At 64.3% G+C, this 26,378-nt stretch carries 29 protein-coding genes; 7 read left to right on the top strand and 22 right to left on the bottom strand.

Annotated elements, in window-relative coordinates:
- Window positions 1-344: 344 nt before the first annotated feature.
- Together KUF59_RS04195 and KUF59_RS04190 are read left to right on the top strand one after the other, a co-directional pair.
- Window positions 345-1,640 (top strand): O-acetylhomoserine aminocarboxypropyltransferase, encoded by a 1,296-nt coding sequence (locus tag KUF59_RS04195; protein ID WP_212460544.1) that lies wholly within the window; start codon window positions 345-347, stop codon window positions 1,638-1,640.
- Window positions 1,641-1,643: 3 nt separating this feature from the next.
- Complete coding sequence (locus KUF59_RS04190; protein WP_212460545.1) at window positions 1,644-2,426, top strand: alpha/beta fold hydrolase; 783 nt, start codon at window positions 1,644-1,646, stop codon at window positions 2,424-2,426.
- Window positions 2,427-2,456: 30 nt separating this feature from the next.
- On the opposite strand, the gene KUF59_RS04185 is transcribed toward KUF59_RS04190, so the two are convergent.
- Together KUF59_RS04185 and KUF59_RS04180 are read right to left on the bottom strand one after the other, a co-directional pair.
- Window positions 2,457-3,410 carry an aliphatic sulfonate ABC transporter substrate-binding protein gene (locus KUF59_RS04185; protein ID WP_212460546.1) on the bottom strand — a complete coding sequence of 318 codons (954 nt, stop codon included), beginning with the start codon at window positions 3,408-3,410 and terminating at the stop codon, window positions 2,457-2,459.
- A 20-nt stretch (window positions 3,411-3,430) separates the two neighbouring features.
- Complete coding sequence (locus tag KUF59_RS04180) at window positions 3,431-3,634, bottom strand: hypothetical protein (RefSeq protein ID WP_212460547.1); 204 nt, start codon at window positions 3,632-3,634, stop codon at window positions 3,431-3,433.
- A 114-nt stretch (window positions 3,635-3,748) separates the two neighbouring features.
- Here KUF59_RS04180 and KUF59_RS04175 point away from each other — a divergent pair, with 114 nt between their 5' ends.
- A complete protein-coding gene (locus KUF59_RS04175; RefSeq protein ID WP_212460548.1) occupies window positions 3,749-4,027 on the top strand; it encodes a hypothetical protein in 279 nt (92 codons plus the stop codon).
- Window positions 4,028-4,141: 114 nt separating this feature from the next.
- On the opposite strand, the gene KUF59_RS04170 is transcribed toward KUF59_RS04175, so the two are convergent.
- The 9 genes from KUF59_RS04170 to phnG are packed head-to-tail and all read right to left on the bottom strand — an operon-like array spanning window position 4,142 to window position 11,110.
- Entirely contained in the window at window positions 4,142-4,753 is a 612-nt protein-coding gene (locus tag KUF59_RS04170) for a pyridoxamine 5'-phosphate oxidase family protein (RefSeq protein WP_212460549.1), read from the bottom strand.
- Window positions 4,754-4,784: 31 nt separating this feature from the next.
- The gene (phnN, locus tag KUF59_RS04165) at window positions 4,785-5,369 is read right to left on the bottom strand and encodes a phosphonate metabolism protein/1,5-bisphosphokinase (PRPP-forming) PhnN (RefSeq protein ID WP_212460550.1); all 585 of its coding nucleotides are present in this window, start codon (window positions 5,367-5,369) and stop codon (window positions 4,785-4,787) included.
- Window positions 5,366-6,523 carry an alpha-D-ribose 1-methylphosphonate 5-triphosphate diphosphatase gene (locus KUF59_RS04160; protein ID WP_212460551.1) on the bottom strand — a complete coding sequence of 386 codons (1,158 nt, stop codon included), beginning with the start codon at window positions 6,521-6,523 and terminating at the stop codon, window positions 5,366-5,368. The genes phnN and KUF59_RS04160 overlap by 4 nt, the downstream gene beginning before the upstream one ends.
- Before the next feature lie 14 nt (window positions 6,524-6,537).
- Window positions 6,538-7,236 carry a phosphonate C-P lyase system protein PhnL gene (phnL, locus tag KUF59_RS04155; protein ID WP_212460552.1) on the bottom strand — a complete coding sequence of 233 codons (699 nt, stop codon included), beginning with the start codon at window positions 7,234-7,236 and terminating at the stop codon, window positions 6,538-6,540.
- Between the two features lie 8 nt (window positions 7,237-7,244).
- The gene (phnK, locus tag KUF59_RS04150) at window positions 7,245-8,042 is read right to left on the bottom strand and encodes a phosphonate C-P lyase system protein PhnK (RefSeq protein WP_212460553.1); all 798 of its coding nucleotides are present in this window, start codon (window positions 8,040-8,042) and stop codon (window positions 7,245-7,247) included.
- Window positions 8,035-8,937 carry an alpha-D-ribose 1-methylphosphonate 5-phosphate C-P-lyase PhnJ gene (locus KUF59_RS04145; RefSeq protein WP_212460554.1) on the bottom strand — a complete coding sequence of 301 codons (903 nt, stop codon included), beginning with the start codon at window positions 8,935-8,937 and terminating at the stop codon, window positions 8,035-8,037. Before KUF59_RS04145 ends, phnK begins: the two co-directional genes overlap by 8 nt.
- Window positions 8,934-10,037, bottom strand: a complete 1,104-nt coding sequence (locus KUF59_RS04140) for a carbon-phosphorus lyase complex subunit (RefSeq protein WP_212460555.1) — start codon at window positions 10,035-10,037, stop codon at window positions 8,934-8,936. Before KUF59_RS04140 ends, KUF59_RS04145 begins: the two co-directional genes overlap by 4 nt.
- Before the next feature lies 1 nt (window position 10,038).
- A complete protein-coding gene (phnH, locus tag KUF59_RS04135; protein WP_212460556.1) occupies window positions 10,039-10,650 on the bottom strand; it encodes a phosphonate C-P lyase system protein PhnH in 612 nt (203 codons plus the stop codon).
- A 4-nt stretch (window positions 10,651-10,654) separates the two neighbouring features.
- The gene (phnG, locus tag KUF59_RS04130) at window positions 10,655-11,110 is read right to left on the bottom strand and encodes a phosphonate C-P lyase system protein PhnG (RefSeq protein WP_249140576.1); all 456 of its coding nucleotides are present in this window, start codon (window positions 11,108-11,110) and stop codon (window positions 10,655-10,657) included.
- A gap of 116 nt (window positions 11,111-11,226) precedes the next feature.
- On the opposite strand from phnG, the gene phnF reads away from it, so the two are divergent.
- Window positions 11,227-11,958 (top strand): phosphonate metabolism transcriptional regulator PhnF, encoded by a 732-nt coding sequence (phnF, locus tag KUF59_RS04125; RefSeq protein ID WP_212460558.1) that lies wholly within the window; start codon window positions 11,227-11,229, stop codon window positions 11,956-11,958.
- Window positions 11,959-12,129: 171 nt separating this feature from the next.
- Here phnF and KUF59_RS04120 read toward each other — a convergent pair whose 3' ends face one another.
- The 6 genes from KUF59_RS04120 to KUF59_RS04095 form a co-directional block, all read right to left on the bottom strand.
- On the bottom strand, window positions 12,130-12,915 hold the full coding sequence (locus tag KUF59_RS04120) for a class II aldolase/adducin family protein (protein ID WP_212460559.1): 786 nt from the start codon (window positions 12,913-12,915) through the stop codon (window positions 12,130-12,132).
- A 354-nt stretch (window positions 12,916-13,269) separates the two neighbouring features.
- A complete protein-coding gene (locus tag KUF59_RS04115) occupies window positions 13,270-14,913 on the bottom strand; it encodes a lysine--tRNA ligase (RefSeq protein WP_212460560.1) in 1,644 nt (547 codons plus the stop codon).
- A 190-nt stretch (window positions 14,914-15,103) separates the two neighbouring features.
- A complete protein-coding gene (locus KUF59_RS04110) occupies window positions 15,104-16,033 on the bottom strand; it encodes a transporter substrate-binding domain-containing protein (protein WP_212460561.1) in 930 nt (309 codons plus the stop codon).
- A gap of 95 nt (window positions 16,034-16,128) precedes the next feature.
- Window positions 16,129-16,719 carry an SCO family protein gene (locus KUF59_RS04105; RefSeq protein ID WP_212460562.1) on the bottom strand — a complete coding sequence of 197 codons (591 nt, stop codon included), beginning with the start codon at window positions 16,717-16,719 and terminating at the stop codon, window positions 16,129-16,131.
- Between the two features lie 25 nt (window positions 16,720-16,744).
- The gene (locus KUF59_RS04100; RefSeq protein WP_212460563.1) at window positions 16,745-16,939 is read right to left on the bottom strand and encodes a hypothetical protein; all 195 of its coding nucleotides are present in this window, start codon (window positions 16,937-16,939) and stop codon (window positions 16,745-16,747) included.
- A 135-nt stretch (window positions 16,940-17,074) separates the two neighbouring features.
- Complete coding sequence (locus tag KUF59_RS04095; RefSeq protein ID WP_212460564.1) at window positions 17,075-17,596, bottom strand: Clp protease/crotonase-like domain-containing protein; 522 nt, start codon at window positions 17,594-17,596, stop codon at window positions 17,075-17,077.
- 253 nt (window positions 17,597-17,849) lie between these two features.
- Between KUF59_RS04095 and KUF59_RS04090 the strand changes: the two genes are divergently transcribed.
- A complete protein-coding gene (locus KUF59_RS04090) occupies window positions 17,850-19,508 on the top strand; it encodes an FAD-binding dehydrogenase (protein WP_212460565.1) in 1,659 nt (552 codons plus the stop codon).
- Window positions 19,509-19,628: 120 nt separating this feature from the next.
- Here KUF59_RS04090 and KUF59_RS04085 read toward each other — a convergent pair whose 3' ends face one another.
- Entirely contained in the window at window positions 19,629-21,737 is a 2,109-nt protein-coding gene (locus tag KUF59_RS04085) for a methyl-accepting chemotaxis protein (protein WP_212460566.1), read from the bottom strand.
- Window positions 21,738-22,115: 378 nt separating this feature from the next.
- Complete coding sequence (locus KUF59_RS04080; protein ID WP_249140577.1) at window positions 22,116-23,111, bottom strand: PAS domain-containing protein; 996 nt, start codon at window positions 23,109-23,111, stop codon at window positions 22,116-22,118.
- A gap of 242 nt (window positions 23,112-23,353) precedes the next feature.
- Between KUF59_RS04080 and KUF59_RS04075 the strand changes: the two genes are divergently transcribed.
- Together KUF59_RS04075 and KUF59_RS04070 are read left to right on the top strand one after the other, a co-directional pair.
- On the top strand, window positions 23,354-23,704 hold the full coding sequence (locus KUF59_RS04075) for a RidA family protein (protein ID WP_212460568.1): 351 nt from the start codon (window positions 23,354-23,356) through the stop codon (window positions 23,702-23,704).
- 113 nt (window positions 23,705-23,817) lie between these two features.
- Window positions 23,818-24,183, top strand: a complete 366-nt coding sequence (locus KUF59_RS04070; RefSeq protein ID WP_212460569.1) for a nuclear transport factor 2 family protein — start codon at window positions 23,818-23,820, stop codon at window positions 24,181-24,183.
- 429 nt (window positions 24,184-24,612) lie between these two features.
- On the opposite strand, the gene KUF59_RS04065 is transcribed toward KUF59_RS04070, so the two are convergent.
- The 3 genes from KUF59_RS04065 to KUF59_RS04055 form a co-directional block, all read right to left on the bottom strand.
- The gene (locus KUF59_RS04065) at window positions 24,613-25,119 is read right to left on the bottom strand and encodes an RNA polymerase sigma factor (protein ID WP_212460570.1); all 507 of its coding nucleotides are present in this window, start codon (window positions 25,117-25,119) and stop codon (window positions 24,613-24,615) included.
- Complete coding sequence (locus KUF59_RS04060; RefSeq protein WP_212460571.1) at window positions 25,116-25,346, bottom strand: YgaP family membrane protein; 231 nt, start codon at window positions 25,344-25,346, stop codon at window positions 25,116-25,118. The genes KUF59_RS04065 and KUF59_RS04060 overlap by 4 nt, the downstream gene beginning before the upstream one ends.
- Before the next feature lie 177 nt (window positions 25,347-25,523).
- Window positions 25,524-26,378 (bottom strand): amidohydrolase family protein, encoded by an 855-nt coding sequence (locus tag KUF59_RS04055; RefSeq protein ID WP_212460572.1) that lies wholly within the window; start codon window positions 26,376-26,378, stop codon window positions 25,524-25,526.

Here is a 26,378-nt window from a genome sequence, read left to right as displayed (position 1 = left end):
TTTCTTTGTGGTCGGTGTTTGATCGGCGCAGCTTACGCGGGAAGCTGTATCCGGCAATGGACATTCACGGCTAGCGATATAGCGCGCCCCGTCATCCTGAGGTGCGAGCCGTGCGGCGCGAAGCGGCGCATGGGGAGCCTCGAAGGATGAACGGCCGGGACGCAGCCGGGCCGTCGCCCTTCGAGGCTCGCCCTGCGGTACACCGCAGGGCGAGCACCTCAGGATGACGGTGATGGAGGGTTACTCGCGACCTGCGACCAAAAACCCCTGTCAACGGCTGACTTGCCCGGCCGATTTGTGGCAAAACAGCCGCCCGATCTGCCGAACGAACGATGAGGCCAAGCATGCCCGCGCCAAAACCCCCTGCCTTCGAAACCATGAGCCTGCATGCGGGCCAGCATCCGGATCCCGTCACCGGCTCCCGCGCGGTGCCGATCTACCAGACGACGTCCTACGTGTTTCAGGATTCCGATCACGCAGCGGCGCTGTTCAACCTGGAGCGGGCCGGACACATCTATACGCGGATCTCCAATCCGACCACAGCAGTGCTTGAGGAGCGGCTCGCCGCGCTCGAGGGCGGCGTCGGCGCGATCTGCACCGCGAGCGGCCAGGCGGCGATGCACCTCGCCATCGCGACGCTGCTCAATGCCGGCGATCACATCGTGGCCTCAGCCTCGCTCTATGGCGGCACCATCAATTTGCTCGCGCACACCTTGCCGCGCTTCGGCATCACAACAACCTTCGTGAAACCGCGCGACCTCGACGCCTTCCGCTCCACCATCAAGCCGAACACGAAGCTCGTGATCGGCGAGACCATCGGCAATCCCGGGCTGGAAGTGCTGGACATTCCCGCGGTTTCGAAGATCGCGCATGATGCAAAAATTCCGCTGCTGATCGACAACACCTTTGCCACGCCCTATCTCAGCCGTCCGATCGAATTAGGGGCCGACATCGTGATGCACTCCGCCACCAAATGGATCGGCGGCCATGGCATCGCGATCGGTGGCGCGATCATCGACGGCGGCCGGTTCGACTGGCGGGCGTCCGGCAAATTTCCCGTCCTGACCGAGCCCTATGGCGGCTATCACGGCATCGTCTTCGACGAGCAGTTCGGCACCGCCGCCTTCATCATGCGCGCGCGCACCGAAGGCCTGCGCGATTTCGGCGCCTGCCTGTCGCCGACCAACGCGTTCCAGCTCCTCCAGGGCCTGGAAACGCTGCCCGTGCGCATGGACCGCCACGTGCAGAACACGACCCTCGTGCTGGAGGCGTTGAAGGCCAACAAGGCGGTGGACTGGGTGCTGCATCCCTCGCTCGAGACCCATACCGACTACCAGCTCGCCAAAAAACTCCTGCCGCGCGGCGCGGGCTCGATCGTGTCGTTCGGCATCAAGGGCGGGCGGCCTGCCGGCCGCAAATTCATCGAGAGCTTGCGGATGATCAGCCACCTCGCCAATGTCGGCGACGCCAAGACCTTGGTCATCCATCCCGCCTCGACCACGCATCAGCAGATGGACGCCGAGCAATTGAAGGCCGCAGGGGTCGGCGAGGAGCTGGTACGGCTGTCGGTCGGCATCGAGACGGCATCCGACATCATCGACGACCTCAACCAGGCGCTCCGCATCTCGCAGAAGGTTTGAACCATGAAGCTCTCCGTCAACGGCGCCGAGGTTTTCGTTGCGACCGGGGGTCGCGAATTCGACAAGTCGCTGCCATCAGTGGTGTTCATCCACGGCGCCGGCTTCGATCATTCGACCTGGGCGCTGCATACGCGCTGGTTCTCCCATCACGGTTTTTCAGTGCTGGCGCCTGATCTGCCCGGCCATGGCCGCTCGGTCGGGCCTTCGCTTTCCAGCATCGCCGACATGGCCGACTGGACCTCGGCGCTGATCGCGGCCGCCGGCGTCCCGAAGGCGCATCTGATCGGGCACTCCATGGGCTCGCTGATTTCGCTGGAGACGGCCGCGCGTCATCCGGACAAGGTGTCGGCACTGAGCCTGATCGGGACCGCCGCGACCATGACGGTCGGCCCCGATCTGCTGAAGGCGGCCGAGGCCAACGAGCAGGACGCGCTCGACATGGTCTCGATCTGGGGTCTCGGCTTCAAGGCCGAGCTCGGCGGCAGCCTCGCACCGGGATTGTGGATGCATGGCGGCGCGCAGGCGGTGCTCAAGCATTGCGAGCCCGGCGTGCTGTTCAAGGACCTTTCCGCCTGCAATTCCTATGCGAACGCGCTGACGGCGGCGGCGACCGTAAAAGTGCCGGCCACACTCATCCTCGGCGAGCGGGACATGATGACACCGGCAAAAGCCGGCAAAGCGCTTGCGGCAGCAATCCCGCATGCGAAGACCGTCGTGGTGCCGGGCGCCGGCCACATGATCATGGCCGAACGCCCGGATGAATTGCTGGCCGCGCTGAGGGCTTGAAAGCCGCGGGGCGCCCGATGGAAGCCGGGCTCAGGAGCCCGGAGTCCACTTCCAGACGATGTCGGTGACGTTGATCTGCTTCGGGATCAGGCCGAGCTTTGCAAAGCGATCGGCGATCGCTTGCTGGCTCCTGACCACGTCCTGATCGAGCGGAACGACGCGATAGGTGGAGCGGTCGACGAAACGCCTGACCGCCTCGATATCGACGCCCGTCGCCTCCGACTGCGCCTTCGCCACCTCCACATGATGGCTGTCGGCCCACACGCCCTCGGCGGCGAAGGTCGCGTTGAGCTTTGCGACCAACGCGGGATATTTCTCCACGAAGTCTGAGCCGGCGATGTAGAAGGCGTTCGGCTTGTGCACGTCCTTGTCGAAGGCGATTACTCGGGCCTGCTCCTTCAATTCGGCGAGCGCGAGATAGGGATCCCAGATCGACCAGGCGTCGACCGAGCCCTTGACGAAGGCCGCGGTCGCATCCGCTGGTGCAAGCGGCGCCGGCGTGATGTCGCTCCAGGCGACGCCGGCCTTCTCCAGAGCTCCCACCAGGAGATTGTGCGCGCTCGATCCCTTGGCGAAGGCGACGCGCTTGCCCTTGAGGTCGGCGAGCGTTTTGATCGGCGAGTCCTTCGGCACGATGATGGCCTGGTTGTCGCCCTCCGATTTCACCGCCGCGACGTAGCGGATCTTGGTATTGCCGGCCTGCGCGAAGATCGGCGGGGAATCACCGACGAAGCCGAAATCGACGCTGCCGACATTGATGGCCTCCAGCAGCGGCGGGCCGAACTGGAAGTCGATCCATTTGATCTCGATGCCGAGTGGCTTGAAGGCGTTTTCAAGTGTCTGGCGCTGCCGCACCGCCGGGAAGAACCCGCCCTTTTGCGTACCGATGCGGATTTCGGTTGGCTTGTCTTCGGCGTGGACGGGAGCTGCGACCGCAGTCGCGAGCAGCAGCGCCGCGGTGAAGATGTGTCGTCGGGTGATCATGTCTTGTCCTTTCGGTCGGGTCAGATGGCGTACTGGTTGATGAGATGACGCCGCTCCGTGAACACGGCGCGCGCCGCACGCTCGGCGTCACGCACCGAGCGGAACTGGCGGCCTTCGAGACTGTCGAACAGGCGCTCGGAGGAGAAGAAGCGGAACCCGCGCTCGTCGCGCGCGATGATTCCGGCAGTGCGGTCGTGAATTTCGATGATGAAGGCCTTTGGCATGGCTATGCATTCGCCGAACACTCGGCGTTCCTGTCTTGAATTGCGATCGGGGGGTTAGGGAGCGATCAGCAGCAACAACAGGGGCCGGTCGCCGCGGAGATGCAGCGACGCGTCATGCGCTTGCGCATGATGCTGGTCGGTCGCTGGCTGTTCGATCTCATGATGCGGCTTTCGGCTCAGGGAGCAGTTTTGATACTTCGAATATCGAGCGAATGGCCCCATCGGTCAATGAAATGGCTATCCATATTTCGCGCGGCGGCGCATGCGAGCTTCTCTGCGACGATGGCCCCGCAAACGGAATTGCCTCGCGGCGATGTCAACACCGCCGACATATATGACGGTCTCAATTCCCTTCTCCCCTTGTGGGAGAAGGTGGCGCGAAGCGCCGGATGAGGGGTTGCATCCACAAGCGCAATAGGAGGGATCACTCGCGGATAGAACCCCTCACCCGTCTCGCCGCTTCGCGCCGAGCCACCCTCTCCCACAAGGGGAGAGGGTAAGAAGCGGCTACCACATCGTCGCGGCGGCGCGGGTCGGCCAGATCCGGTCGTACTCCTCGCCGCCGACGGTGTTCTGGCTCATCTCGGCGAGGATCTGGCCGGGCGTCGGCAGTGTCTTCGGATCGATGCGCTTGTCGGGATTCCAGAGGTCGGAGCGAACGATGGCCCGCGCGCACTGGAAGTAGATCTCGTCGAGCTCCATCACCATCACGCTGCGCGGCGCCTTGCCGTCGACCTTGAACGAGGCGAGCAGGTCGGGATCGACGGAGAGATGCGCGCGGCCGTTGGCGCGGATGGCGTTGCCCGAACCCGGGATCAGGAACATCAGCGAGACCCTGGGGTCGCGCACGATGTTGCGCAAGGAATCGACACGGTTATTGCCGCGGCGGTCAGGTAGCATCAGCGTCTTTTCGTCGTGCACGCGGACAAAGCCCGGCAGGTCGCCGCGCGGCGAGCAGTCGATGCCTTCAGGACCGATGGTCGCAAGCGCGGCAAACGGCGATTTCTCGATGAAGATGCGGTAGAGCGGCGTGACGTGATCGGCGACCTTCACGGTCGAAGCGTCGTTGGTCTGACCGTAGATGGCCTCGAGCTGTTCGATCGTCGCAATCACCGTCATTCCGTCACTCTCCTTGCTTTCCGTGCCTGATCTACTCGTGCCAGCACTCGTTCCTGATGACCCGCACCAGATGCCGGCCATGATAGTCCGCGCTGCCCGCATTGACGATGGTCACGTCGGCGCTGGCGCCGACATTGCGATCGAGCCGCTCGCGGATATTGCCGTCGCTAGCGCGCGCCCGCGCGGCCAAGCGCTCGGCGAGCACCTCCGGCGGCGCCGTGATCGCGACCACGACGACGTTGGCATAGGCGCGTCGCAGATCGTCCAGCACGGTGCGCGAGACATTGGCGACGACGGTTCGGCCTGCGCGGATGTCGTCATTGATCTCGACCGGCAGCGCATAGGCGTGGTCATGCGCCTCCCAATGCACGGCAAAACTGCCCTGCTCGCGGGCACGCCGGAATTCATCGACGCTCATCGCAATGTTGTCCTCCGCCGCCGACGCCTCGCGCGTCACGATGCGGCGGGGAAAGACGATGTTGGAATCCTCAGTGCAGGCGGCACGCGCGAGGCCCAGCAGCGTGTCCTTGCCCGCGCCGCTCGGTCCGACCACCAGGATCAATCGCCCCGGCCCGATCGCGTCCTTCTGTTCGGCCACCGTAAGGGTCTCGCTCATGCGACGCGGCGCCCTTCACGCCAGACGCTGCGCACCACGGGAACATTGCCCGCGACATGCACGCGGATCAAATCGGCGCGCTTGCCGACCGCGATCTCGCCGCGGTCGGTGAGACCGACGGCGTCCGCCGGCGCCTTGGTCACGGTCCGGATCGCGGCCGGCAGATCGATCGCCGGCGCGCGCTCGGGCAGTTGCAGCGCGGCCATCAGCAGGCTGGAGGGAATGTAGTCGGACGACAGGATGTCCAAGAGGCCCTCGCGTGCGAGATCGACCGCGGCGATGTTGCCGGAATGCGAGCCGCCACGCACTACATTCGGCGCGCCCATGAGAATGTCGATGCCGGCCTCGTTGAGGCCGCGCGCGGCTTCCATGGTGGTCGGGAATTCCGCCACCGCGACGCCATCACGCACCGCGTCCACTACATTCTCCTCCGTGGTGTCGTCATGGCTCGCGAGCGGAATCCTGTACTCGCGCGCGAGCGCCACGATCTCGCGCATGTTGCTGGCGGCATAGGCCTGCTGATAGGCAAAACGCTTGGCGAAGAGTTCGTCCAGTTGGGCATCGGTCATGCCGGCGCCCTTGCCGCGATAGTAGTCGCGCAGCTTGACCTCGTCACGGAACTGGCGCTGGCCCGGCGTGTGGTCCATCAGCGACATCAGCCGCACGTCCGGGCGACCGATCAGCTCCTTGGCTTCCTCGACCACGCTCGGCATCGGGATCTCGCAGCGCAGATGCAAAAAGTGATCGGCGCGCAGGAGATGTTCGTCACGCGCAGCAGAGATCGCCTTGGCCAAAATGCCCGCGCGGCCGTCGACCTCTTCTGCGCCGTCCTCGCGCCAGACACGCAAGGAGTCCAGCACCGTGGTGATGCCCGATGTGGCGAGCTGGCCGTCATAGGAGATGACAGCGGCGATCGGGTCCCAAAACACTTTTGGACGCGGCACGTAGTGCGCCTCGAGATGGTCGGTGTGCAGCTCGATCAGGCCCGGGGTGATCAGGTCGCCGCCGGCATCTTCACTGCCGGCCGGCGCCTTGCCCTCGCCGATCTCGGCGATCTTGCCTTCAGCAAGGGATATCCAGCCCTGCTCGATCACGCGATCGGCCAGCACGATCCTGGCATTGGCGATCACAGTTTCATTCGGCTTCGCGTTCATTTCAGTTTCGTCCTTCAGGCCGCGGCGGCAAAGCTGGTGACATCGACGATGCGGTCGGCAATCAGATGGCGGATCTCGTCGTCATGGACGATCGCGACCATCGCGACGCCCTGCCGTTTCTTCTCGGCAACCAGCTCGACCACGACGGCGCGATTGGCTGCGTCGAGCGAGGCGGTCGGCTCGTCCAGCAACAGGATCGGCAAATCCGAGATGAAGCCGCGGGCGATGTTGACGCGCTGCTGCTCGCCGCCGGAGAACGTCGCGGGCGGGAGCTGCCAGAGGCGCTCGGGGATGTTGAGGCGATGCAAAAGCTCGCCAGCGCGCTTCTGTGCCTCCGCACGCTCGACGCCATTGGCGATGAGCGGCTCGGCGACGACGTCCACGGTCGCGACGCGCGGCACGGCACGCAGGAACTGGCTGACATAGCCGATCGTGGAGCGGCGGATATTGAGCACCTGCCGCGGCTCAGCGGTGGCGAGATCGACCAGTGCGCCGCGATGGCGGATGTCGATACGGCCGGCGTCGCAGCGATAGTTGCCGAAGATCATCTTGAGGATCGACGATTTACCGGCACCGGACGGACCGGACAGCACGACGCATTCGCCGGGATTCACATGGAAGGTCACGCCGCGCACGACCGGCAGCTCGATGCCGCCCTGCAGATGCATGGTGAAGGTCTTTTGCGCGTCGGCGATATCGATCATGGCAGTCATCGGCGAACTCATGGCGGCAGAATCGAGGAAACCAGCAGTTGGGTGTAGGGCTCGCGGGGATCGTCGAGCACCTGGTCGGTCAGGCCGGTCTCGATGACGCGGCCGCCCTTCATCACCATCACCCGATGCGACAAGAGGCGCGCCACCGCGAGATCATGGGTGACGATGACGACGGCGAGATGCAGCTCGGCGACGAGGCTGCGCAGGAGATCGAGCAGCCGGGCCTGCACCGACACATCGAGGCCTCCGGTGGGCTCGTCCATGAACACCAGCCGCGGCTCGGTGACGAGGTTGCGCGCGATCTGCAAACGCTGGCGCATGCCGCCGGAATAGGTCTTTGGGGCATCATCGATGCGCTCGACGTCGATCTCGACGCGCGTCAGCCAGTCGGTGGCGGTGTCGCGGATGCGTCCGTAGTGATTCCAGCCCACAGCCATCAGCCGTTCGCCGACATTGGCGCCGGCCGAGACCGCCATGCGCAGGCCCTGCGCGGGATCCTGATGCACAAAGCCCCAATCGGTGCGGAACAGGAAGCGCCGCTCGGCCTCGCCAAGCGTGGCGAGATCGCGCGTGACGCCGTCGCGCATGCGGTAGGACACGCGGCCGCCGCTCGCCGCAAGCTGGCCCGAGAGCAGTTGCAACAGCGTCGACTTGCCCGATCCAGATTCGCCGACGATCGCCAGTACCTCGCCGGGATAGAGCGCGAAGGAGACGTCGCGGCAGGCGGCGATCTTGCCATAGGACTTGCTGATGCCGTCGGCGATCAGCAGGGGCTCGTCGTTCTCGAGCAGGGCCTGATCAGCCATTGCTTCTCTCCTGCTGCTGCGCCTTCTCCTTGTACGGGGCGGCGCTCAGGCTGCCGTGATGTCCCTCGGCCTGGCGTCCTTCACAGAAATCGGTGTCGGAGCAGACGAACATCCGACTGCCCTTGTCGTCGGTCACGATCTCATCGAGATAGGAATTGTCGGCGCCACAGAGCGCGCAGGGCGCGTTGAAGCGGTAGGGCTCGAAGGGATGATCCTCGAAATCCAGCGACACGACCTGCGTGTAGGGAGGGATCGCGTAGATGCGCTTCTCGCGACCGGCTCCGAACAGTTGCAGCGCGGCGCAATTGTCCATCTTGGGATTGTCGAATTTTGGCGTCGGCGACGGATCCATCACATAGCGCGCATTCACCTTCACCGGATAAGCGTAGGCGGTCGCGATGTGGCCGAAGCGGGCGATGTCCTCGTAGAGTTTTACGTGCATCAGGCCGTATTCGGCGAGCGCATGCATGCGCCGCGTTTCGGTTTCGCGCGGCTCGAGGAAGCGAAGCGGTTCAGGGATCGGCACCTGATAGACCAGCACCTGGCCCGCTTGAAGCGTCGTCTCGGGGATGCGGTGGCGGGTCTGGATCACGGTCGCATCTTCCGTCGCCGTCGTCGTCGCAACGCCAGCTGTCTTCGCAAAGAACTTCCGGATCGAGATCGCGTTGGTGGTATCGTCAGAGCCCTGGTCGATCACCTTGAGCACGTCGTCGGGGCCGAGGATCGCGGCGGTGACCTGCACGCCGCCGGTGCCCCAGCCATAGGGCATCGGCATTTCGCGGCTGGCGAACGGCACCTGATAGCCGGGAATCGCGGTCGCCTTCAGGATCGCGCGGCGGATCATCCGCTTGGTCTGCTCGTCGAGATAAGCGAAATTATAGGCGGGCGCGTTCATTCCGCAGCCTCCTGCATGGGCTCGGCATCATTGGCTTCGGCGAACTCCCGACGCAGCTTGCGCAAGAGGCCAAGCTCGGACTGGAAGTCGACATAATGCGGCAGCTTCAGATGTTCGACAAAACCGGTCGCCTGGACGTTGTCCGAATGCGACATCACGAATTCCTCGTCCTGCGCCGGCGCCCTCACCTCTTCGCCGAGTTCGCGGGCGCGCAGCGCGCGATCGACCAGCGCCATCGACATGGTCTTGCGCTCGCTCTGCCCGAAGGCGAGGCCGTAGCCGCGGGTAAAGCACGGCGCTTCCGTCGCCGAGCCCTTGAACTGATTCACCATCTGGCATTCCGTGAGCTCGATCGAACCCAGCGGCACGGCAAAGCCAACGTCTTCGGCGAAAAACTCGACCTCGACCTCGCCAAAACGAATCTCGCCGGCGAAGGGATGGTTGCGGCCGTAGCCGCGCTGGGTGGAATAGCCCATCGCAAGCAGAAAGCCTTCGTCGCCGCGCGCGAGATTTTGCAGGCGCAGGTCGCGATCGGCCGGGAAGTTGAGCGGCTCACGCGTGAGATCGCCGACCGGCGCATCCGGCGCGGCGTGCGGCGATGGCTCGATCAGGCCGTCACGCCCCAAAATGTCGGTGACGCGCGGCGTCGCCGCAGTGTTCGCTTCAGCCATCGCGGGCGCTTCCGGCACAAAGCCCTCGGCCAGCGCCGGATCGAGCAGACGGTGGGTATAGTCAAAGGTCGGCCCGAGGATCTGGCCGCCCGGAATGTCCTTGAAGGTCGAGGACACCCGCCGCTCGACGCGCATCGCGCCGGTATCGGTCGGCTCGCTCGCGCCGAAGCGCGGCAGCGTGGCGCGGAAGGCGCGGACCAGGAAGATCGCCTCGATCATGTCGCCGCGCGCCTGCTTGATCGCAAGCGCTGCGAGCTCGCGGTCATAGAGCGAGCCCTCGCTCATGACGCGGTCGACCGCAAGCCCAAGCTGCTCGGAGATCTGACTGAGCGTCACCTCGGCAACGCTCTGGTCGCCGCGGCGCGCATGCGCGAGCAGGCGGTGAGCGTTCTCGATGGCGCGTTCACCGCCCTTGACTGCGACGTACATTCTACTGACTTCCCTTCGTCACGAGGCGCGTGGTGCGGGGGATCGCAACCACTGATACATCGGCTACCAGCACGACGTCGATACCGCGTGGAAACAACGCCTCGTTGATGCGCAGACGTTCGAACAGGTCGGCAGGCTTGATCGCGGCCTGAAATTGGGCGGCGCCGTCGATGCCCGGCCCGCGCAATTCATAGGCGCATCCGTCGGACAGGCTCTCGACCTGGAGGATGACCATGGTCGAACGATCCGGATATTCGTTGCTGCCGAGCGCAAAGCGCTCCAGCGGGGGAAGCGCCGCGCCATCGGCAATGAGCGCAAAGCTCGCGACGGACGAATCGTGCACCACCGGCGCGCCGGTGTGGAATTTCAGCCACTTCAGAACGTCAGAACTCTCACGCATTTGCGCATCCAGCCAGAGCGGCGTGTCGTGGTCGAACAGCGTCAGCGCGATCGCGGCTGTGCCGCGCATCATCGGACCAGGCGTGCCGGCGACCGGCGCGATCCGCTGCACCGAGCCGGGCCGCGCCATCGCATCCATGACGGAGCGAAACGTCGACTGCGCCGACAACACCTTGTCCGCAAAGCCCGGCGGCAGTTCCGCAATCGTGGTCATGGCCTCACCCTTCACCGCGCACCATGGTGTAGAAATCAACCTTCGTCGCCGCCGTCTCGGCGGCCCGCCGCTTGCGCTGCGCGGCGAGGCTCGCGCGGAGCGGCGCAACGACCTCCCGCTCGACAGCGGTCCCAAAGTCCTTCGACTGCACCAGCGCGTCGCACAGCGCGATCAACCTGGCTTTCTCTCCGTCGCGGCCGAGCGTGTAGCCAAAACCGACCTCGCCACTGGGGAGCCGCACGGCCGCGCGCGACACGGTCGCCTCGCCCAGATTGAACGGCGCGCCGTCGCCGCCGATCCGGCCGCGCAGCATAACGAGGCCGTTTTCTGCCTCCCGCAGCGCCTCATAGGCCGGCAGGGCGATGTTGCGGAGACGGGCGGCGATCTCGCCCGCCTCTGCGTGCACCAGCACGGCCATCGCGGCCTTGCGCTGGATTTGCTGACTGTCCTGCTGGGTCATGTTGATCGCCAAACTTGCCGGATCGAAGTTGTCTATGATAATAGACAACTTCATAATGAAGCGCCATGACTGTTTCGTGACAATCGTGTGATTTTGGAGCTAGGCTTGGTCTCGTCATGAGCCTGCAGGACACCGCCTCATCCGGCGTCGCGCTGTGGCGCCTCGTTGCCGACGGCATCGAGCGCGGCATCGCCGACGGCCGCTTTGCCGCCGGCGAAAAACTGCCGGGCGAGATGGAGATCGCCGAGACCTATCGCGTGAACCGCCACACCGTGCGGCGCGCGCTCGCGGCGCTTGCCGAACGCGGCCTGGTGCGCGCCGAGCGCGGCAGCGGCACCTATGTCGAGGCCCAGCGCCTCGCCTATCCCCTTCGTTCACGGACCCGCTTCTCCGAGATCGTCGGCGCCGGCGGCCGCGAGCCGCGCGGACAGTTGATCGAGGCATCGGAGGAAGCGGCAAGCCGCGAACTCGCGCGCGAACTCGGCTTGAAAAGCGGCGCACCGCTGATCCGGATCGAAGCGCTGCGGCTCGCCGACCGCACGCCGATCTGCGTCTCGACGTCCTGGCTATCGGCCGAACTGTTTCCGGACGCCGGCAACGTCTTCGCCGCGACGCGCTCGATGACAAAACTGCTGGCGCATTACGGCGTCCGCGACTACGCGCGCGGCTCGACGCGGATTACGGCAGGGATCGTCGACGCCACAGATGCGGCGCGGCTCGATCTTGCGTTGGGGCGGCCGATCCTGGTGGTGGATTCGACCGATGTCGATCCGCAGGGGAAGCCGCTGGTGACGAAGCGCTCGCGATTTGCCGCGGAGCGGGTGGAGTTCTTGATCGAGAACGGGTGACGGCGCTCTTGTAGGGTGGGTTTGCCCCGTGGCTGCGCGAAGCGCAGGCCGCACGGCGTAACCCACCACTTCTGTCAACGCGGAAACAAAAGAGGTGGGTTACGCCCAGCGACTACGCTTCGCGCAGTCGCAAGGCTAACCCACCCTACGATTCCGAGCGCTTGGCTAGATCTACTCCGCGTAATCCGGCTCCTTGCGATCCAGCAGGCGCTTGAGCGCATCGAAGTGACGCTGCGAGGGCGTCGGCCCCTTGTAGAGATGATCGTCCCTGTAATCGCGCTGCGTCTTCGCGACCACCGGCGCCGGAAGCTGCTTCAAGCGCTGCCCTGTCCACATCGCGTAGATTTGCACCTGTGCGGCGCGTTCGACATAGTAGAGTCTGTCGTAGGCATCTGCGACGCTCTCACCGACGGTCGTGATGCCATGATTGGCCATGAACAGGACGCCCTTGTCGCCGATCACACCAGCGAGCCGCGCGCCTTCGGCCGGATCGAGCGCGGGCCCGGAATATTCGTCGTCATAGGCAATGAGGCCTGATAGCCCGACCTCGGTCTGGCCGATCTCCTTGATGCGGGGATCCTCCAGCCGCGTCAACGCGCTGGCATAGGGCATGTGGGTGTGAAACACGGCCTTCGCCTTCGGCAGCGCCTTGTGGATCGGCGCATGGATGCAGAAGCAGGAACGCTCGACCTCGCCCTCGCCGCTCTTCACCTCGCCGTCGTCGATGCCGACTTCCATGAAGGAGGACGCCGTCACCTCCGACCAGTGCATGCCGAACGGGATCTGGTAGTAACGGTCGCTCGCGCCCGGCACCACAAGAGTCAGATGATTGAAGATGCCTTCGGAGAAGCCATGCATGTAGGCGAGACGATGAGCGGCGGCGAGATCGACCCGCGCCTGCCATTGCTCCTCGCTCAGGCTGTTGCGGAGCGAGTTTGGCGAGACCCTGAACTGCATGACATCCTCCCTGCTGACCTCTTGTTATGGTCCGGGACGATTTTTGCAGCGGACGCCCGGGCTCTTATGCGGCCAGTCTAGCGCAATTCAGGGTGGCGTCGGCTGAAATTGCCGCGGGCCTCCCATCCGGATTTGCGGGATGGGGGCGCGGGGAGGTGACGGAGCCGCGCTATCGCAGCAACAGCAGTGTCGTCCCGGCCTGGTGCGCAATTGCGCACGGGGGCCGGGCCCCAACCACAGGGAGTAGTTTGGCGAAGACTCGTGGTCGCCACTTCGCGCGACGACTTCTCCCCGTGGCTATGGGTCCCGGATCGGCGCGCGCTTATGGCGCGCATGTCCGGGACGACAGCAAGGCTACGCGCTACGCGCCAGCGCGCCGTCGATCATGTTGACGGCATTCGCCACACCGTACACCGCGACGAAGGAGCCGAAGCGCGGGCCCTTCTCCTGTCCCAGCAGCACCTGGTAGAGCATGTTGAACCAGTCGAGCGTCACGCCGGGACGGCCGTCCTTGCCCTTCTTGACCTGGTCGAGGAACGGCTCGCGGCGGCCGATCTCGTAGACGACGTTCTGGATGTCTTCGGCGGATGCTTCCTGCGGGAGCTGCGAGAGCGCATCGCGCAAATCCTGCAACGCGGCGCGCTCGCCATCGCTCGGCTCGCGGAACTGCTTTGTCGGCGCCACGAAGTCGCGATAGTAGTTGATGGCGTAGCCGACCATCGCATCGAGCTTCGGATGCGTCTTCGCGGTGACTCCCGGTCGATAGCGACCGATAAAACCCCACAACGTTTCGGCGTTCTCCGCATTCGACGACGACACCAGCGTCAACAGGAGCTGGAACGTCACGGGCATGTCGGCCTTCGGCGGCTGGCCGTGATGGATATGCCAGACCGGATTGCCGAGCTGCTGCTTGGCGTCCTGCCGAGGAAAGCCGTCGAGGAACTGCTGATAGTCGTCGACGTTGCGCGGGATGACGTCGAAATAGAGCCGCTTCGCCGCCTTGGGCTCGCGATACATGAACAGCGTCAGCGATTCCGGCGAGGCGTAGCGCAGCCATTCGTCGATGGTCAGACCATTGCCCTTCGACTTCGAGATTTTTTGCCCCTGCTCGTCGAGGAAGAGCTCGTAATTGAAGCCCTCGGGCGGCGTGCCGCCGAGCGCGCGCGCGATCTGGCCCGAGAGCTTCACGGAATCGATCAAATCCTTGCCGGCCATCTCGTAGTCGACCCCGAGCGCGACCCAGCGCAACGCCCAGTCCGCCTTCCACTGGCACTTGACGTTGCCGCCCGTCACCGGCGTTTCGACTTCCTCGTCGGTATCAGGATCGACATAGGTGACCGTGCCGGCGGCAACGTCGCGGCGGATCATCGGTACCTGGAGGACGACGCCGGTAGTCTTGCTGATTGGCAGGAACGGCGAATAGGTCGCGCGGCGGTCCGGCCCCAGCGTCGGCAAGATGATCGCCATCACCTTGTCGTAGGCGGCGAGCATCTTCAGCAGCGTCGCGTCGAAACGGCCCGACGTGTAGTAGTTGGTCGCGCTGGCGAACTCGTAGTCGAAGCCGAAGTGGTCGAGGAACGCGCGCAGCCGCGCGTTGTTGGCGGCGCCGAACGAGGGATGCTCGTTGGAGAACGGGTCCGGCACGCGCGACAGCGGCTTGCCGAGATGGGCCGCCATCATGTCGCGATTGGGCACGTTGTCCGGCACCTTGCGCAGGCCGTCCATGTCGTCGGAAAAGGCGAGCAGCCGCGTCTTGACCTTGTCTTCAGTGAGCACGCGGAAGGCATGGCGCACCATCAAGGTGCGCGCGACCTCGCCAAAAGTGCCGATATGCGGCAGGCCGGACGGACCGTAGCCGGTCTCGAACAACACCTCGTCCTTCGGGCTTTTCTTCAGCCGTGCGACAAGCGCCTTCGCCTGCTCGAACGGCCAGGCGTTGGATTGTTCGGCGAGCGCGCGAAGATCGCTCGGGCTTGCGGCGGGATCGATGACAGACATTTAGGCCTCCGGGCCGCGGAAAATAGCGATTTCCGGGCAGAATGCAAAAGACGCGTTCTCGTCATTCCGGGGCACTTGCGCCAGCGAGTGAACCCGGAATCTCGCGCCACAATCTCGAGATTCCACAATTCGCAATTGCGAATTGGGGTTCGCCTCTACGAGGCGCCCCGGAATGACGGTGTGTTGGTGGCTAAAACGGGCTCACCGAGAAATAGCGCAGCCACAGATCGGTGTAGCGGCCTTTTTCCCAGACGCGGAACAGCGCCCAGTTCAAGGCCTGCCGCAACAAATCGTTGCCCTTGCGCACGGCGATGCCGATGCCCTCGCCGAAGAAGCGGCTCTCGACGAAGGGACCACCGGAGAAGGCGCAGCAATCGCCGGAATCCGTGCCGTTGATCCAGAATGCGAGCGAGATCGCGTCGCCGAAGATGAAATCGACCTCGCCGCGGCGCAAGGCGGTCCGCAGCGCGTCGTCGTTGGGATAGCCGTGCAGCTCGGCGTCGGTGAACATCGCCTTGAGGTACGCCTCATGCGCCGAGCCCGCGATCACGCCGACCTTCTTGCCCTCGAGATATTCGGGGCGGATCTCCGGCATGACAGCGTCCTTGCGCGAGGCGAAGCGCGCCGGCACGCGGTAATAGGGATCGGTGAAGTCGACGCGCGCGCGAAGCTGCGGGCTCACCGCCATGGAGGCGATGATGGCATCGCCCCGGTTCGAGGACAGCGCGTCGACCAGCGTCTCGAAGCGGCGCATCTGCACGGTGCAGGTGACCTTGATCTCGTCGCACAGCGCGCGCGCGAGATCGACGTTGAAGCCGGCCGGGTTGCCGTCGGCACCGGTGTAGTTGAACGGCGGATAGTCGGTCTCGGTCAGGAAGCGGATCACGGTCAGGCGCGACAGGTCCGGCCGCTCGGGGCGGCGGCGCGGGTCCCAGAAGCCGGGCACGGCCTGCGGGGCGGCCTGAGGCACCGCCTCGGACGGTTTTGCCCCGGCCTTCGGCGGCGGGGTGGTCTGCTGCGCCCGGGCGCCCTGGATGCCCGCGAGCAGGCACGCGCCGGCCGCAAGGGCGGCCAGCAGGCGGAGGATTGGGGGCGATTTGGCCTGTTGCGAGGAAGCCATCAGCGGAGATTAACGGGATTTCGTTGGAATTGGATGGCCTTATAGCCCATCCCGCTGGGAACGCGAGCGCCGTTTCACCCCCCGGTCCAGGGGCCTCATAGATACCGCTTCAGGTCCGTGGCGGCTTCCTCGGGGGTCCGCTTGAGGTTGAAGGGCGAGACGAACCGGCCCTCGCGGTCCATCAGATAGATCAGCGCGGTGTGATCCATGGTGTAGTCGCCCTCCTTGCCCGGGATCTTCTTGGCATAGACCCGGTAGGATTTGATCACCTTCTCCACCTCGGCCGGGTCGCCGGAGAGGCCTGCCAGATGCGGATCAAAGCTCGACAGATAGTCCTTCATGACCGCGGGCGTGTCGCGCTCGGGATCGACCGACATGAAAACGGCGTTGACGCGGCCCGCATCCTTGCCCAGCGCGCGCATGACCTCGGAGATCTCGAACAGCGAGGTGGGGCAGACGTCGGGGCAGTGGGTGTAGCCGAAGAAGATCAGGGTCGGCTTGCCCTTGAGGTCCTTCTCGGTGACGGTCTTGCCGTTCTGGTCAGTGAGCTGGAACGGGCCGCCGATCGCGGCCGGCTGCGCGACATTGCGCACGCCGCCCATGGCCCAGAACATCAGCAGCAGCCCGACGACGAGGCTTGCGGCGAAGGCGGTTGCGATCACCAGCGGGCGGGCGGTCCGGCTCATCGTGGAGGAAATCCCGTTTTACAGATCAGAAGCAGGCGGACAGGCCGGCCCTCATCGTTTCGAAGAACACCTGGGTGCCGTAGTGGAACCACAGCGCCAGCGTGGCGAGCACGGCGAGACCGCCAAGCCCTGCGCCCGCAAATAGCAGCACGGACGGCGTCCGGCCGGCAGTGGGCGAATTGTCCGATACCGGATGCGCTGATTGCAGTGGTTGTGCCATGACAATGACCGGGGCGATACGCGCCGGTTTCCCTGCCCTTCAAATAGGCGCAGGTCTGTGTCTGGGCAAGCGCCGCCGGCAGGCCAAGGCGCTGCCGGCAGGCCAGGGAACGCCTGCCCCGGGATCAGGGCGATATCAGTGGAGCAGCTGACCCCGGGCGGACTCCAGCGGTTCCGCTTGCGGGAGAGCCCGGCGCGACGGTCGGTTGGTCGAGGCCTGCGCGTCCAGGTAGCAGGGCTTGTACATCGACTGCAGCTGCTTGCCCCTGAGGAAGATCATGCGCGGGGTGAGGCCGCCGCGATGTGATATCCAGCGCCGCACGTGCGACGGGTACATCGAGTAGAGCATGTGGGTGGCTTCGGGATTGGTCACCGCACGGCCGTTGGAGCCGAAGTCCCAGGCAGCGTGGAAGCCGAGCGTGGCATGCGACGTCACGCAGATCCGATCGGACGGAATGGCGCCGAGGACGATGGTGCAGGCCGAGGCGCAGAGCCCGTCGATGATCACGGTCTCGCCGGACTGGCGCAGGTCCTGGTATTTGTCGACATAGGTTCCGATCCTGCCGCCGCGATCATCCGCGATCCGGACCACTGCGTGAGACACCCCCATACCCGCGAGCAAGAGCACCAACGCGAGCAACCCCGTCAGAACCTTCATGTCCCCCGCCCCAGTCGAATTCGAATCCGCGTGTCAGGTGATGCAAGACGGATGCTAACGTCCGTCGACTCTGTGGTTTTGTCTAGGCGCGTCGACCCACTAAAAACAAATTCAAATCCGGTGTTGCGCCCGCGCTGCACTTGGCCGGTCTCTATCCCAAAGTGGAACAAGTTAACGGACTCTTACGCCCGGCACCCTTGATCTCAGCGACGGCGGCTGGCTTCAATCCGGGGAACTACTGGGGGAGGACACCATGGGTGAGCAGGCTGACGTCATCGTCGTCGGCGCGGGACTGGCTGGACTGGTTGCCGCAACCGAAATTGCCGACGCAGGCAAGCGCGTGATCGTGGTCGATCAGGAAGGCGAACAGTCGATCGGCGGCCAGGCGTTCTGGTCGTTCGGCGGATTGTTCCTGGTCGATTCGCCGGAGCAGCGGCGGCTTGGCATCAAGGACTCCTTCGACCTCGCGCTACAGGACTGGCTCGGCACCGCCGGCTTCGATCGCGACGAGGATCACTGGCCGCGCAAATGGGCGGAGGCCTATGTCGCCTTCGCCGCCGGCGAGAAACGATCATGGCTGCGCGCGATGGGGCATCGCATCTTTCCGGTGGTCGGTTGGGCCGAGCGCGGCGGCTATGACGCCATGGGCCACGGCAACTCGGTGCCTCGCTTCCACGTCACTTGGGGCACCGGGCCGGGCATCGTCGAGCCGTTCGAGCGGCGCGCGCGCGAGGCTACGAAGAGCGGACGGTTGATCTTCAAGTTCCGCCATCGCGTCGACGCGCTGTCGATCACCAATGGCAGCGTCGACGGCGTGAGCGGCGCGATCCTCGAGCCTGATCCTGTCGAGCGTGGCAAGAGCTCCTCGCGCAAGACGATCGGCGAATTCTCGTTGAAGGCGCAGGCGGTGATCGTCGCCTCCGGCGGCATCGGCGGCAATCATGATCTGGTGCGGCAGAACTGGCCGGAGCGGCTCGGCAAGCCGCCGAAGTTCATGATCTCCGGCGTGCCCGAGCATGTCGACGGCCGGATGATCGGCATCACGGAGGGCGCCGGCGCGCGGCTGATCAACCGCGACCGGATGTGGCACTACGTCGAGGGCATCCAGAACTGGTCACCGATCTGGCCGCGCCACGGCATCCGCATCCTGCCCGGCCCCTCCTCGATGTGGTTCGATGCCACGGGCGCACGGCTGCCGGTGCCGCTGTTCCCGGGCTCCGACACGCTCGGCCAGCTCAAATACATCATGTCGACCGGTTACGATTATTCCTGGTTCGTGCTGACGCAGAGCATCATCAAGAAGGAGTTTGCGCTGTCCGGCTCGGAGCAGAATCCGGATCTCACGGGCAAGAGCTGGCGCATGACGGTGAAGCGCGCCACCAACAAGGGCGCGCCGGCGCCGGTGGAGGCCTTCAAGCAGCACGGCGTCGATTTCATCGTGCGCGACAAGCTCGACGATCTCGTGGCGGCCATGAACAAGCTCGCCGGCAGCGATCTGTTGAAGCTCGACCACATCAAGGCCCAGATCGAGGCGCGTGATCGCGAGATCGCCAACCCCTACGTCAAGGACGCGCAGGTGATGAACATCCACAATGCGCGCCGCTATATCGGTGACAGGCTGATCCGCACCGCCGCCCCGCACCGCATCCTCGATCCCGCGCAGGGTCCGCTGATCGCGGTCAAGCTCAACATCCTCACCCGCAAGACGCTCGGCGGTTTCGAGACCGACCTCGACTCCCGCGTGTTCGGGCAGAGCGGCCAGCTCATTCCCGGGCTCTATGCGGTCGGCGAAGCCGCCGGCTTCGGCGGCGGCGGCGTGCATGGCTATCGCTCGCTGGAAGGCACTTTTCTCGGCGGCTGCCTGTTCTCGGGGCGCAATGCGGGACGCGCGGCGGCGAAGGCGGTGGGGTAGCCAATTGCCGACAGAGGCCGGCGCAAATCAATCCGTCCTCTGCCAGCGCTGGCGAATTCGACCACCCATCGATCCTCCTCCGTGAGCGCATGGTGCGTTTGGTCGTCTCGTTCAGGCCATTCAGGCCGCGCGCACGGTGGCCAGAAAATTTCCAAGCTCCGTCTTCAGCCGCACGCTGTCATTCGACAGCATTTGCGCCGAGGCCAGCACCTGACTTGAGGCAGAGCCGGTTTCAGCCGCCCCCTGCTTCACGTCGGTGATGTTCGAGGCCACCTCGTGGGTGCCTTGCGCCGCCTGCTGGATGTTGCGCGAAATCTCTTGCGTGGCCGCCCCCTGTTCTTCCACAGCGGACGCGATAGCGGACGAGATCTCCGAGATGCGGCCGATCGTCCCGCTGATCTCCTTGATCGCAACCACCGAGTCCCGGGTGGCGCCCTGGATATCGCCGATCTGGAGACTGATTTCCCCCGTTGCCTTTGCAGTTTGCTCGGCCAGTGTCTTGACCTCGGATGCGACGACGGCAAAGCCGCGTCCGGCTTCGCCGGCCCGGGCCGCTTCGATCGTCGCGTTCAGGGCAAGGAGATTGGTCTGGCCCGCGATCGTGTTGATGAGTTCGACGACGTCACCGATGCGGGTTGCCGCCTGCGACAGCTTGTTGACGCGATCGTTGGTCATTCGCGCCTGATCCACCGCAGCGCCGGCGATCCTGGCGGCCTCCTGCACCTGGCGGCTGATTTCGGTCACCGACGAGGTCAGTTCCTCCGTGGCGGAAGCGACCGATTGAACGTTGGTCGACGCTTCCTCGGACGCCGCAGAGACCATCGTGGAAAGCTCCTGGGTATTCTCGGCAGTCCTGGTCAACGTTTTGGCTGCCGCTTCGAGCTCTGTCGAGGACGATGACAGCGTCTCGACGATCTCGCCGACCGCGCTCTCGAACTCGCCAGCCAGACTGTGCATCTCGGCCTTGCGCTGGGCAGCGGCGCGAGCCTCCGACTGCGCCTGTTCGGCGCGCAACCGCTCCGCTTCGATCATATTGTCCCTGAAGATCTGCACCGCTCCCGCCATCTCGCCGACCTCGTCGGCGCGACCCACGCCGGGTATCGAGGTGGAGGTGTCGCCGCCGGCAAGCTTGCCCATGGCCGCAGTCATTCCCTGGATCGGGACTGCGATCACCCGGGAGGTGAAAAACGCAATGGCGACGCTGAGGCCGAGTCCCGCCGCAAGCAACCCCCACAGCACCAGCTTCAGAAACGCTATGTCTGCCTCCACGCCGTGGCTCTCCTCGGCCAGCATCTTCTTCTGATTGGTCTTGATCCCACCCGAGCGGGTGCCATCGGCTCCCTTGGCGCCGTCGAGCAGGTCGAGGATCTTGAGGGCACGAGGGGCTGCTTCAGTGACGAGGACGTTGACCGGTGCATTCCAGCCCGCGGACTCCCGGATCGCGAACATCCTGTCATACAGCGGCGCGAATTCACCCCGTGCCTTTGTGATCTTCTCGAAGGAGGCGAGTTGAGAGGGCGTGAGCAACTCCTTCTTGGCGCTCACCGCGGCATAGCCTTTCTCAAAGCGCTCCCACGGCTTGAAGAACTTTTCCTTGTCGGCCTTCTCTTCAGACAGCAAGTACATGCGGATTTGAGCCGTCGCGGCGGCAAAATTGCCCCGCGTATCCGCCATGGCCTTGAGCAATCGCTTTCGCTCCGGAGTGGCCTCCAGCCCCTCCTCCTCGTTGATCATCCCCGTGATCTCCGAAAAGATGGTCTCGGCGCGCGGGCTCGCTTCGCTCACCAGCAGTTTGGTCGCCGGATAGGCATCGGGCGTGAAGGCGATCGCCTCGGCCTTGTCCTGGGCCGCGCGGAATTCCGCGAGCAACACCTTGGCCTCGCCCCACATCCGCTTGTTCTCGGGGTTGGTGAAGTGCGCTGCCTTCTCGTCAAAGGCCGCTACCGTGATATCCATTTCCTTCCACATCGCGATGCGATCGAGCTTGCCTTGCGGATTTCCCGTCAAGAGATAGCCGCGCAAGGTCGCCAGCGTGGAATAGAGATTGCCGACCAGTTCGGTGCTCGCGAGCGCGACGGGCGTGCGGAGGCTCACCATCCGGTCGACCGTCGTCGAAATCCCGCCCACGGCGAATACGGTGTATCCGACTGAAAGCGCGACGATCGCGCATATGGCAGAAAAACCGGACACCAGCCGGCCGCGAATACGCATCTTGAATGTAAAAGGCATGGCGAAACTCCGCGGATCAACTGGATCCGTTGCAAAAAAAATTTGGCAGTATGGTCCTGGATGTGGCGCGCCTCACCTTGCGGTCCGCAATCAACACGCTCAGCGATCTGCTACCGACGCAATTTAAATCTACCCGCCCCAACTCCTACGTGTGCGCCATAGTGCGGCTGATTGCTTATGGGCACGTAAAGAAGAAATTGACCTCCGCATCGCGGAGACGCGTAAAAATTTGCGCTCACTCCGAGAGACGGAAATAAAGATCATGAAGGTTCCAAAAAATTGCGATGACTGGGCTGCGATTGCACGCACGGCATCAAAACTTACGTCGCTCGAGCGACTGACGGTTGCCTGCCGTGGATGCGACAAGCTGTCTCACGACTATCTCGGCCGGACTCCCGGTTTGCCCGCTGACGGGAATAGGAACTCGATTCCTGCATCCGCAAATATTTGGAGGAGCGTCTCCTTCGTGTCGTCGGGCATCGGCGGAGCGCCATCGTACTCCTCGAGCCGACGGATGATGGCGGATGATATCCCGGTCCGCGCTGCCAACTGCTTCACCGACCAGTTCAGCATGCCGCGGGCCGCGCGCAGCTGCGCACCGGTGAGCCGTGCCGGTGCCGCATGCGGGCTTGAAAGCTTCTCATCGTGTACGTCCATGGAAATGCCCATCCATTCCCGAATGATGCCGTCCGGGTTGGTGACAGGCACCGCCTTGCACCGGTACCAGCGATAAGAACCGTCGGACTGCCGCAGCCGATGCTCGACGTTGTACGGCCGTCCGGTTTCGGCCGACGCCGTCCAGGTTTTCAGGGCTCCGTCGCGCTCCTCCTCGTGGAGCAGATCAAGCCAGCCTCGCCCGAGGAACCGCTCGGCCCCCGGAGCCGTCTCCGCGTTCAGGAGAGCCGTGATGCGGCCGTCTGAACTGCCGATCCACAGCAATCCGCCTGCAACGTGCGTCAGTGCACCGTAGCGTCCGGCCTCGACCCTGAGCGGCTGGAGCAGCCTGCGCTGGCCCGTGATATCGAAAGCGATGCCGAGAACGCATTCCGGCTTGCCGGAACTGTCCAGGAGAACCTCGGTCTGACCATGGATCCACCGCAAGGTCCCGTTCGGACGTATGATGCGAAATTCACCCTCGAGCATCGATCGGTCGAACAGCATCTCACCGGGGTCACGCGGCCGGCGGTCCTCCGGATGAATCCGTATCTCGGCGCCTGCGTATGACGGAGCGACGGTGTGCGAATCAAGTCCGAGCAGCCCGTAGAAGCCGCGCGACCATTGCATCCGGCCCGCCGCATCGCAGCGCCAGACACCCACTCCGAGCTTCTCCTCAATCAATCGAAGTATGTCGGATAGGCCGAGGTATTCTTCCAACTCATGCAAATCAGCCCCCGGGCGTAAAAACCAATTTCAACTCCTAATTGTGACGAAATTCAATACCGGCAGTGAGCGGAGGTGGCATTGCGTGGTTGAGCCTTGCTTTTCTCGGCAGGCCAAAACTCCGTGGATTCGAACATGCAAGCCACGCCCGCGCTGCAGGCGACGGGTGCGTCAGCGGGGTGGCGGAGCGCGAGGCGCTACGCTAGACAGAGCCGCCATTCAATCAGGAGATCCCGATGAGCATCCAGCGTTTCGAAACCGGCCCGCGCATGAGCCAGGTCGTCGTCCACGGCAACACCGTCTATCTTGCCGGCGTCGTCGCGAGCAAGGCCGCCGGTGAGAGCGTGACGAAGCAGACCCAGGATATCCTCGCCACCATCGACGGCCATCTCGCCAAGGCCGGCACCGACAAGTCGAAACTGCTGTCGGCGACGATCTACATCACCGACATGAAAACGTTCCCCGAAATGAACGCGGTGTGGGACGCCTGGGTGTCGCCCGGCAACACGCCGGCGCGCGCAACCGTCGAAGCCAAGCTCGCGGCGCCGCAATACACCGTCGAGATCATGGTGACCGCGGCGAAGTAATCTTCGCGAAAATATCACGCGCGCTGATAACCTCCGAGGTAATCGATCAGCGCGCGTGAACCTTCGATAGTCAGGGTCAGCCGAACAACACGGCGCCATCGAAGGAGAAGACCATGACCGACGTCACCACCATCGCCAGCCGCTATATCGATCTCTGGAACGAGCGCACCGAGAGCCGCCGACGCGACATGCTGAGCCGCGACTGGACGGCGGATGCGAGCTATGTCGATCCCCTGATGAAGGGCGACGGCCATGCCGGTGTCGATGCGCTGATCGCGGGCGTGCAGCAGCGCTTTCCGGATTTCAAATTCAAGCTGATCGGCGAGCCCAACGGGTTTGGCGACCACGTTCGGTTTAGCTGGGGCCTCGGCCCCGACGGCGTCGACAGCCCGATCAAGGGCACCGACTTCGCCGTCCTCAGCGACGGCCGCATCAAGAGCATCACCGGCTTTCTGGATCAGGTGCCCGCGAGCGCGTGAATCTTACCCTCCCCTGGAAGGCCCCTCTAGGGGAGGGTAAGCGAGCGTACGACCAAAGCATCGAAACAACCCCATGCAAAGTAGCCGCTGATTTCCGGCGTGATGCCCCGTGACTTCTGTGAAGCGCTTGACACGTCGAGCAAATCGGCGGCGCCGGCGCAAAAGGCGCGCGTCTATCCCCTCTCCTCAGCGTCGTTGTTCCTCACCCGCCAATCGCTGATGAAAACGCATGGCCAAGGTTTCGAACAGACCGATTGTCCAGCACATCGGACACCCCCGAAGCAGATAGAGGGACACGGGAAGCAGAACGAGGGACGGCCAAAGAGTCGTATTCATGGTCGCGAGCGCTGCGCCAAGCGCGACGAAACCACCCACGCCTCTGATGAGGTGAACAGAAAGACGACGACTGCCAAAGGTCATGTGGGCCTCTTATGCAAGCGATTGGCGTATCAGATAACGAGCGCGGTGCAGTCGGCTTTTGGCAGCCTCGACAGACGTACCGAGCTCGCTGGCCGTCTCTTCAGCGTTCAGTCCCTTGACATCACGCAAAATAACGACCTCCCGATAGAGATCGGGCAGCATCGCAATCGAGCGGCAAAGGTCCAGCCGCAGGTCGGCGTCCAGGGAATCCTGCGGTTGGTCGTGGTCGTCCCCACTCAATCCTTCAGATTTTCGCCTCCGCAATCTGCGCAGGCAGGCTCGCTTGACGATCTGAAACAGCCACCCCGAAAAGCTCGCGATCGTCCGCAATGCCCCCAGGCGGCGATACAGGATGAGCAGGGCATCCTGTATCGCCTCCTCCACGTCTTCCGTTGCGCAGTTGCGTCGGGCGTAGCGGCGCAAATCGGGCTGGCAGGCATCGAGCAGACGAGCAAGTGCTTGCTCGTCGCCCCGCCTTGCCGCCTCGAGCAGTCCGTGTTCGATCCGGGAGGTCATTCCGGTCCCTGAGCTTGCAGCTCGCTCTTTGCCCGAATCCTTCGTCCGGCCAAAGCGCACATGGGACAGAATCCAATCATGGACGTCAGCGCCATGGGGACGGCAAGCACGGCCCAGAGATAGCCGACGGGCGTGCCCCAAAAACGGGCGGCACATACGCCCATCGCCGCCGCAGCGACCAGACGCGCGATCCTTTCCCAGGCGGGCAGGTTCTTCCGGTAGAACATTCACAATCCTTTCGATGAGGCATTCACATCCGACAAGAGCCTCACCGAAGCAAAAAGGGTTCAGGATTTTGAAGAAAAATGTCGGCCTGCCCCGACCTCATGCTCATGCCGGGCGGGGGGCAACCACAGCCGAGAGTTGCCGGCAATGAACCACGGTGCGCGGGCCGGTTGTGGCGCTCAGTGTCCTTGCGTTGCGAGAAGGTAGGCATCGCGGGCATTGCGACCACGAGCCTTCTCGTGGACATTGCTGCCAAGCCGCGCAAGGCACGCCTCGAGCGCACCCTTGATCTCGGCGTAGCTGCCCGCGAGCAGGCACACCGGCCAGTCCGAGCCGAAGATCAGGCGGTCCTCGCCAAAACATTTTGCCGCATGCTCGACATACGGAAACAGGCGCTCCGCGTCCCAATCGTCCCATTTCGCTTCGGTGGCAAGGCCCGAGATCTTGCACCAGACATTGCCGCAAGCGGCGAGGGCTGCGAGAAGGTCGGCCCAGTCGCGGCTAAAACCGTCTGATATCGGCGGCTTTGCGACGTGGTCGAGCACGAAGCGCGCGTGCGGAAAGGCCTGCGCGGTCGCGATCGCCGCCGGCAATTCGCGCGTGCGCACCAGGAGATCGTAGGCGAGATCGTGTGCGAACACGGCGGTCAAGCCGCGCTGCACGTCCTCCCGCAACAGCCACTCGGGATCGGACTCGTCGTGCACCTGGTGCCTGACGCCGACGAGCTTTTCGCCGCCGGGCGAGTCACGCAGCCGGCCGAGCGTCACGTCGAGATCGCCGTCCGTCAGGTCGGCCCAGCCGACCACGCCGATCACGAACGGCGTAGCATTGGCGAGGCGCAGGAATTCTTCGGTCTCCTCGATCGAGGAGCGGCACTGCACCAAAATGCTCGCATCGATGCCACCAGCGCGAAGCAGCGGCGCGAGATCGGCGGGCGCGAAGGCGCGGCGGATCGGCGCCAGTTCCGCCGCCTCCATCCAGGGATAGTCAGCGCGCGCCGGGTCCCAAAAATGCTGATGGCCGTCAATGATCAT

This window comes from Bradyrhizobium arachidis (assembly GCF_024758505.1).
GTDB classification, from domain to species: domain Bacteria; phylum Pseudomonadota; class Alphaproteobacteria; order Rhizobiales; family Xanthobacteraceae; genus Bradyrhizobium; species Bradyrhizobium manausense_C.
Note: the sequence above shows the minus strand (reverse complement) of the source record. Positions and strands in the feature narration are given on the sequence as shown.

Bases quoted from the DNA above. Each gene is read 5' to 3' on its own strand.
- phnK (WP_212460553.1), bottom strand. From the start codon at position 8,042: ATGGCTGATCAGGCCCTGCTCGAGAACGACGAGCCCCTGCTGATCGCC.
- phnG (WP_249140576.1), bottom strand. From the start codon at position 11,110: ATGACCCAGCAGGACAGTCAGCAAATCCAGCGCAAGGCCGCGATGGCC.
- KUF59_RS04070 (WP_212460569.1), top strand. From the start codon at position 23,818: ATGACCGACGTCACCACCATCGCCAGCCGCTATATCGATCTCTGGAAC.
- KUF59_RS04100 (WP_212460563.1), bottom strand. From the start codon at position 16,939: ATGGCACAACCACTGCAATCAGCGCATCCGGTATCGGACAATTCGCCC.
- KUF59_RS04075 (WP_212460568.1), top strand. From the start codon at position 23,354: ATGAGCATCCAGCGTTTCGAAACCGGCCCGCGCATGAGCCAGGTCGTC.
- phnH (WP_212460556.1), bottom strand. From the start codon at position 10,650: ATGACCACGATTGCGGAACTGCCGCCGGGCTTTGCGGACAAGGTGTTG.
- KUF59_RS04195 (WP_212460544.1), top strand. From the start codon at position 345: ATGCCCGCGCCAAAACCCCCTGCCTTCGAAACCATGAGCCTGCATGCG.
- KUF59_RS04180 (WP_212460547.1), bottom strand. From the start codon at position 3,634: ATGCCAAAGGCCTTCATCATCGAAATTCACGACCGCACTGCCGGAATC.
- KUF59_RS04090 (WP_212460565.1), top strand. From the start codon at position 17,850: ATGGGTGAGCAGGCTGACGTCATCGTCGTCGGCGCGGGACTGGCTGGA.
- KUF59_RS04060 (WP_212460571.1), bottom strand. From the start codon at position 25,346: ATGTTCTACCGGAAGAACCTGCCCGCCTGGGAAAGGATCGCGCGTCTG.
- KUF59_RS04170 (WP_212460549.1), bottom strand. From the start codon at position 4,753: ATGACGGTGATTGCGACGATCGAACAGCTCGAGGCCATCTACGGTCAG.
- KUF59_RS04160 (WP_212460551.1), bottom strand. From the start codon at position 6,523: ATGAACGCGAAGCCGAATGAAACTGTGATCGCCAATGCCAGGATCGTG.
- KUF59_RS04110 (WP_212460561.1), bottom strand. From the start codon at position 16,033: ATGGCTTCCTCGCAACAGGCCAAATCGCCCCCAATCCTCCGCCTGCTG.
- KUF59_RS04145 (WP_212460554.1), bottom strand. From the start codon at position 8,937: ATGAACGCGCCCGCCTATAATTTCGCTTATCTCGACGAGCAGACCAAG.
- KUF59_RS04120 (WP_212460559.1), bottom strand. From the start codon at position 12,915: ATGCAGTTCAGGGTCTCGCCAAACTCGCTCCGCAACAGCCTGAGCGAG.
- KUF59_RS04065 (WP_212460570.1), bottom strand. From the start codon at position 25,119: ATGACCTCCCGGATCGAACACGGACTGCTCGAGGCGGCAAGGCGGGGC.
- phnF (WP_212460558.1), top strand. From the start codon at position 11,227: ATGAGCCTGCAGGACACCGCCTCATCCGGCGTCGCGCTGTGGCGCCTC.
- phnL (WP_212460552.1), bottom strand. From the start codon at position 7,236: ATGACTGCCATGATCGATATCGCCGACGCGCAAAAGACCTTCACCATG.
- phnN (WP_212460550.1), bottom strand. From the start codon at position 5,369: ATGAGCGAGACCCTTACGGTGGCCGAACAGAAGGACGCGATCGGGCCG.
- KUF59_RS04105 (WP_212460562.1), bottom strand. From the start codon at position 16,719: ATGAGCCGGACCGCCCGCCCGCTGGTGATCGCAACCGCCTTCGCCGCA.
- KUF59_RS04175 (WP_212460548.1), top strand. From the start codon at position 3,749: ATGCGCTTGCGCATGATGCTGGTCGGTCGCTGGCTGTTCGATCTCATG.
- KUF59_RS04140 (WP_212460555.1), bottom strand. From the start codon at position 10,037: ATGTACGTCGCAGTCAAGGGCGGTGAACGCGCCATCGAGAACGCTCAC.
- KUF59_RS04185 (WP_212460546.1), bottom strand. From the start codon at position 3,410: ATGATCACCCGACGACACATCTTCACCGCGGCGCTGCTGCTCGCGACT.
- KUF59_RS04095 (WP_212460564.1), bottom strand. From the start codon at position 17,596: ATGAAGGTTCTGACGGGGTTGCTCGCGTTGGTGCTCTTGCTCGCGGGT.
- KUF59_RS04085 (WP_212460566.1), bottom strand. From the start codon at position 21,737: ATGCCTTTTACATTCAAGATGCGTATTCGCGGCCGGCTGGTGTCCGGT.
- KUF59_RS04055 (WP_212460572.1), bottom strand. From the start codon at position 26,378: ATGATCATTGACGGCCATCAGCATTTTTGGGACCCGGCGCGCGCTGAC.
- KUF59_RS04115 (WP_212460560.1), bottom strand. From the start codon at position 14,913: ATGTCTGTCATCGATCCCGCCGCAAGCCCGAGCGATCTTCGCGCGCTC.
- KUF59_RS04190 (WP_212460545.1), top strand. From the start codon at position 1,644: ATGAAGCTCTCCGTCAACGGCGCCGAGGTTTTCGTTGCGACCGGGGGT.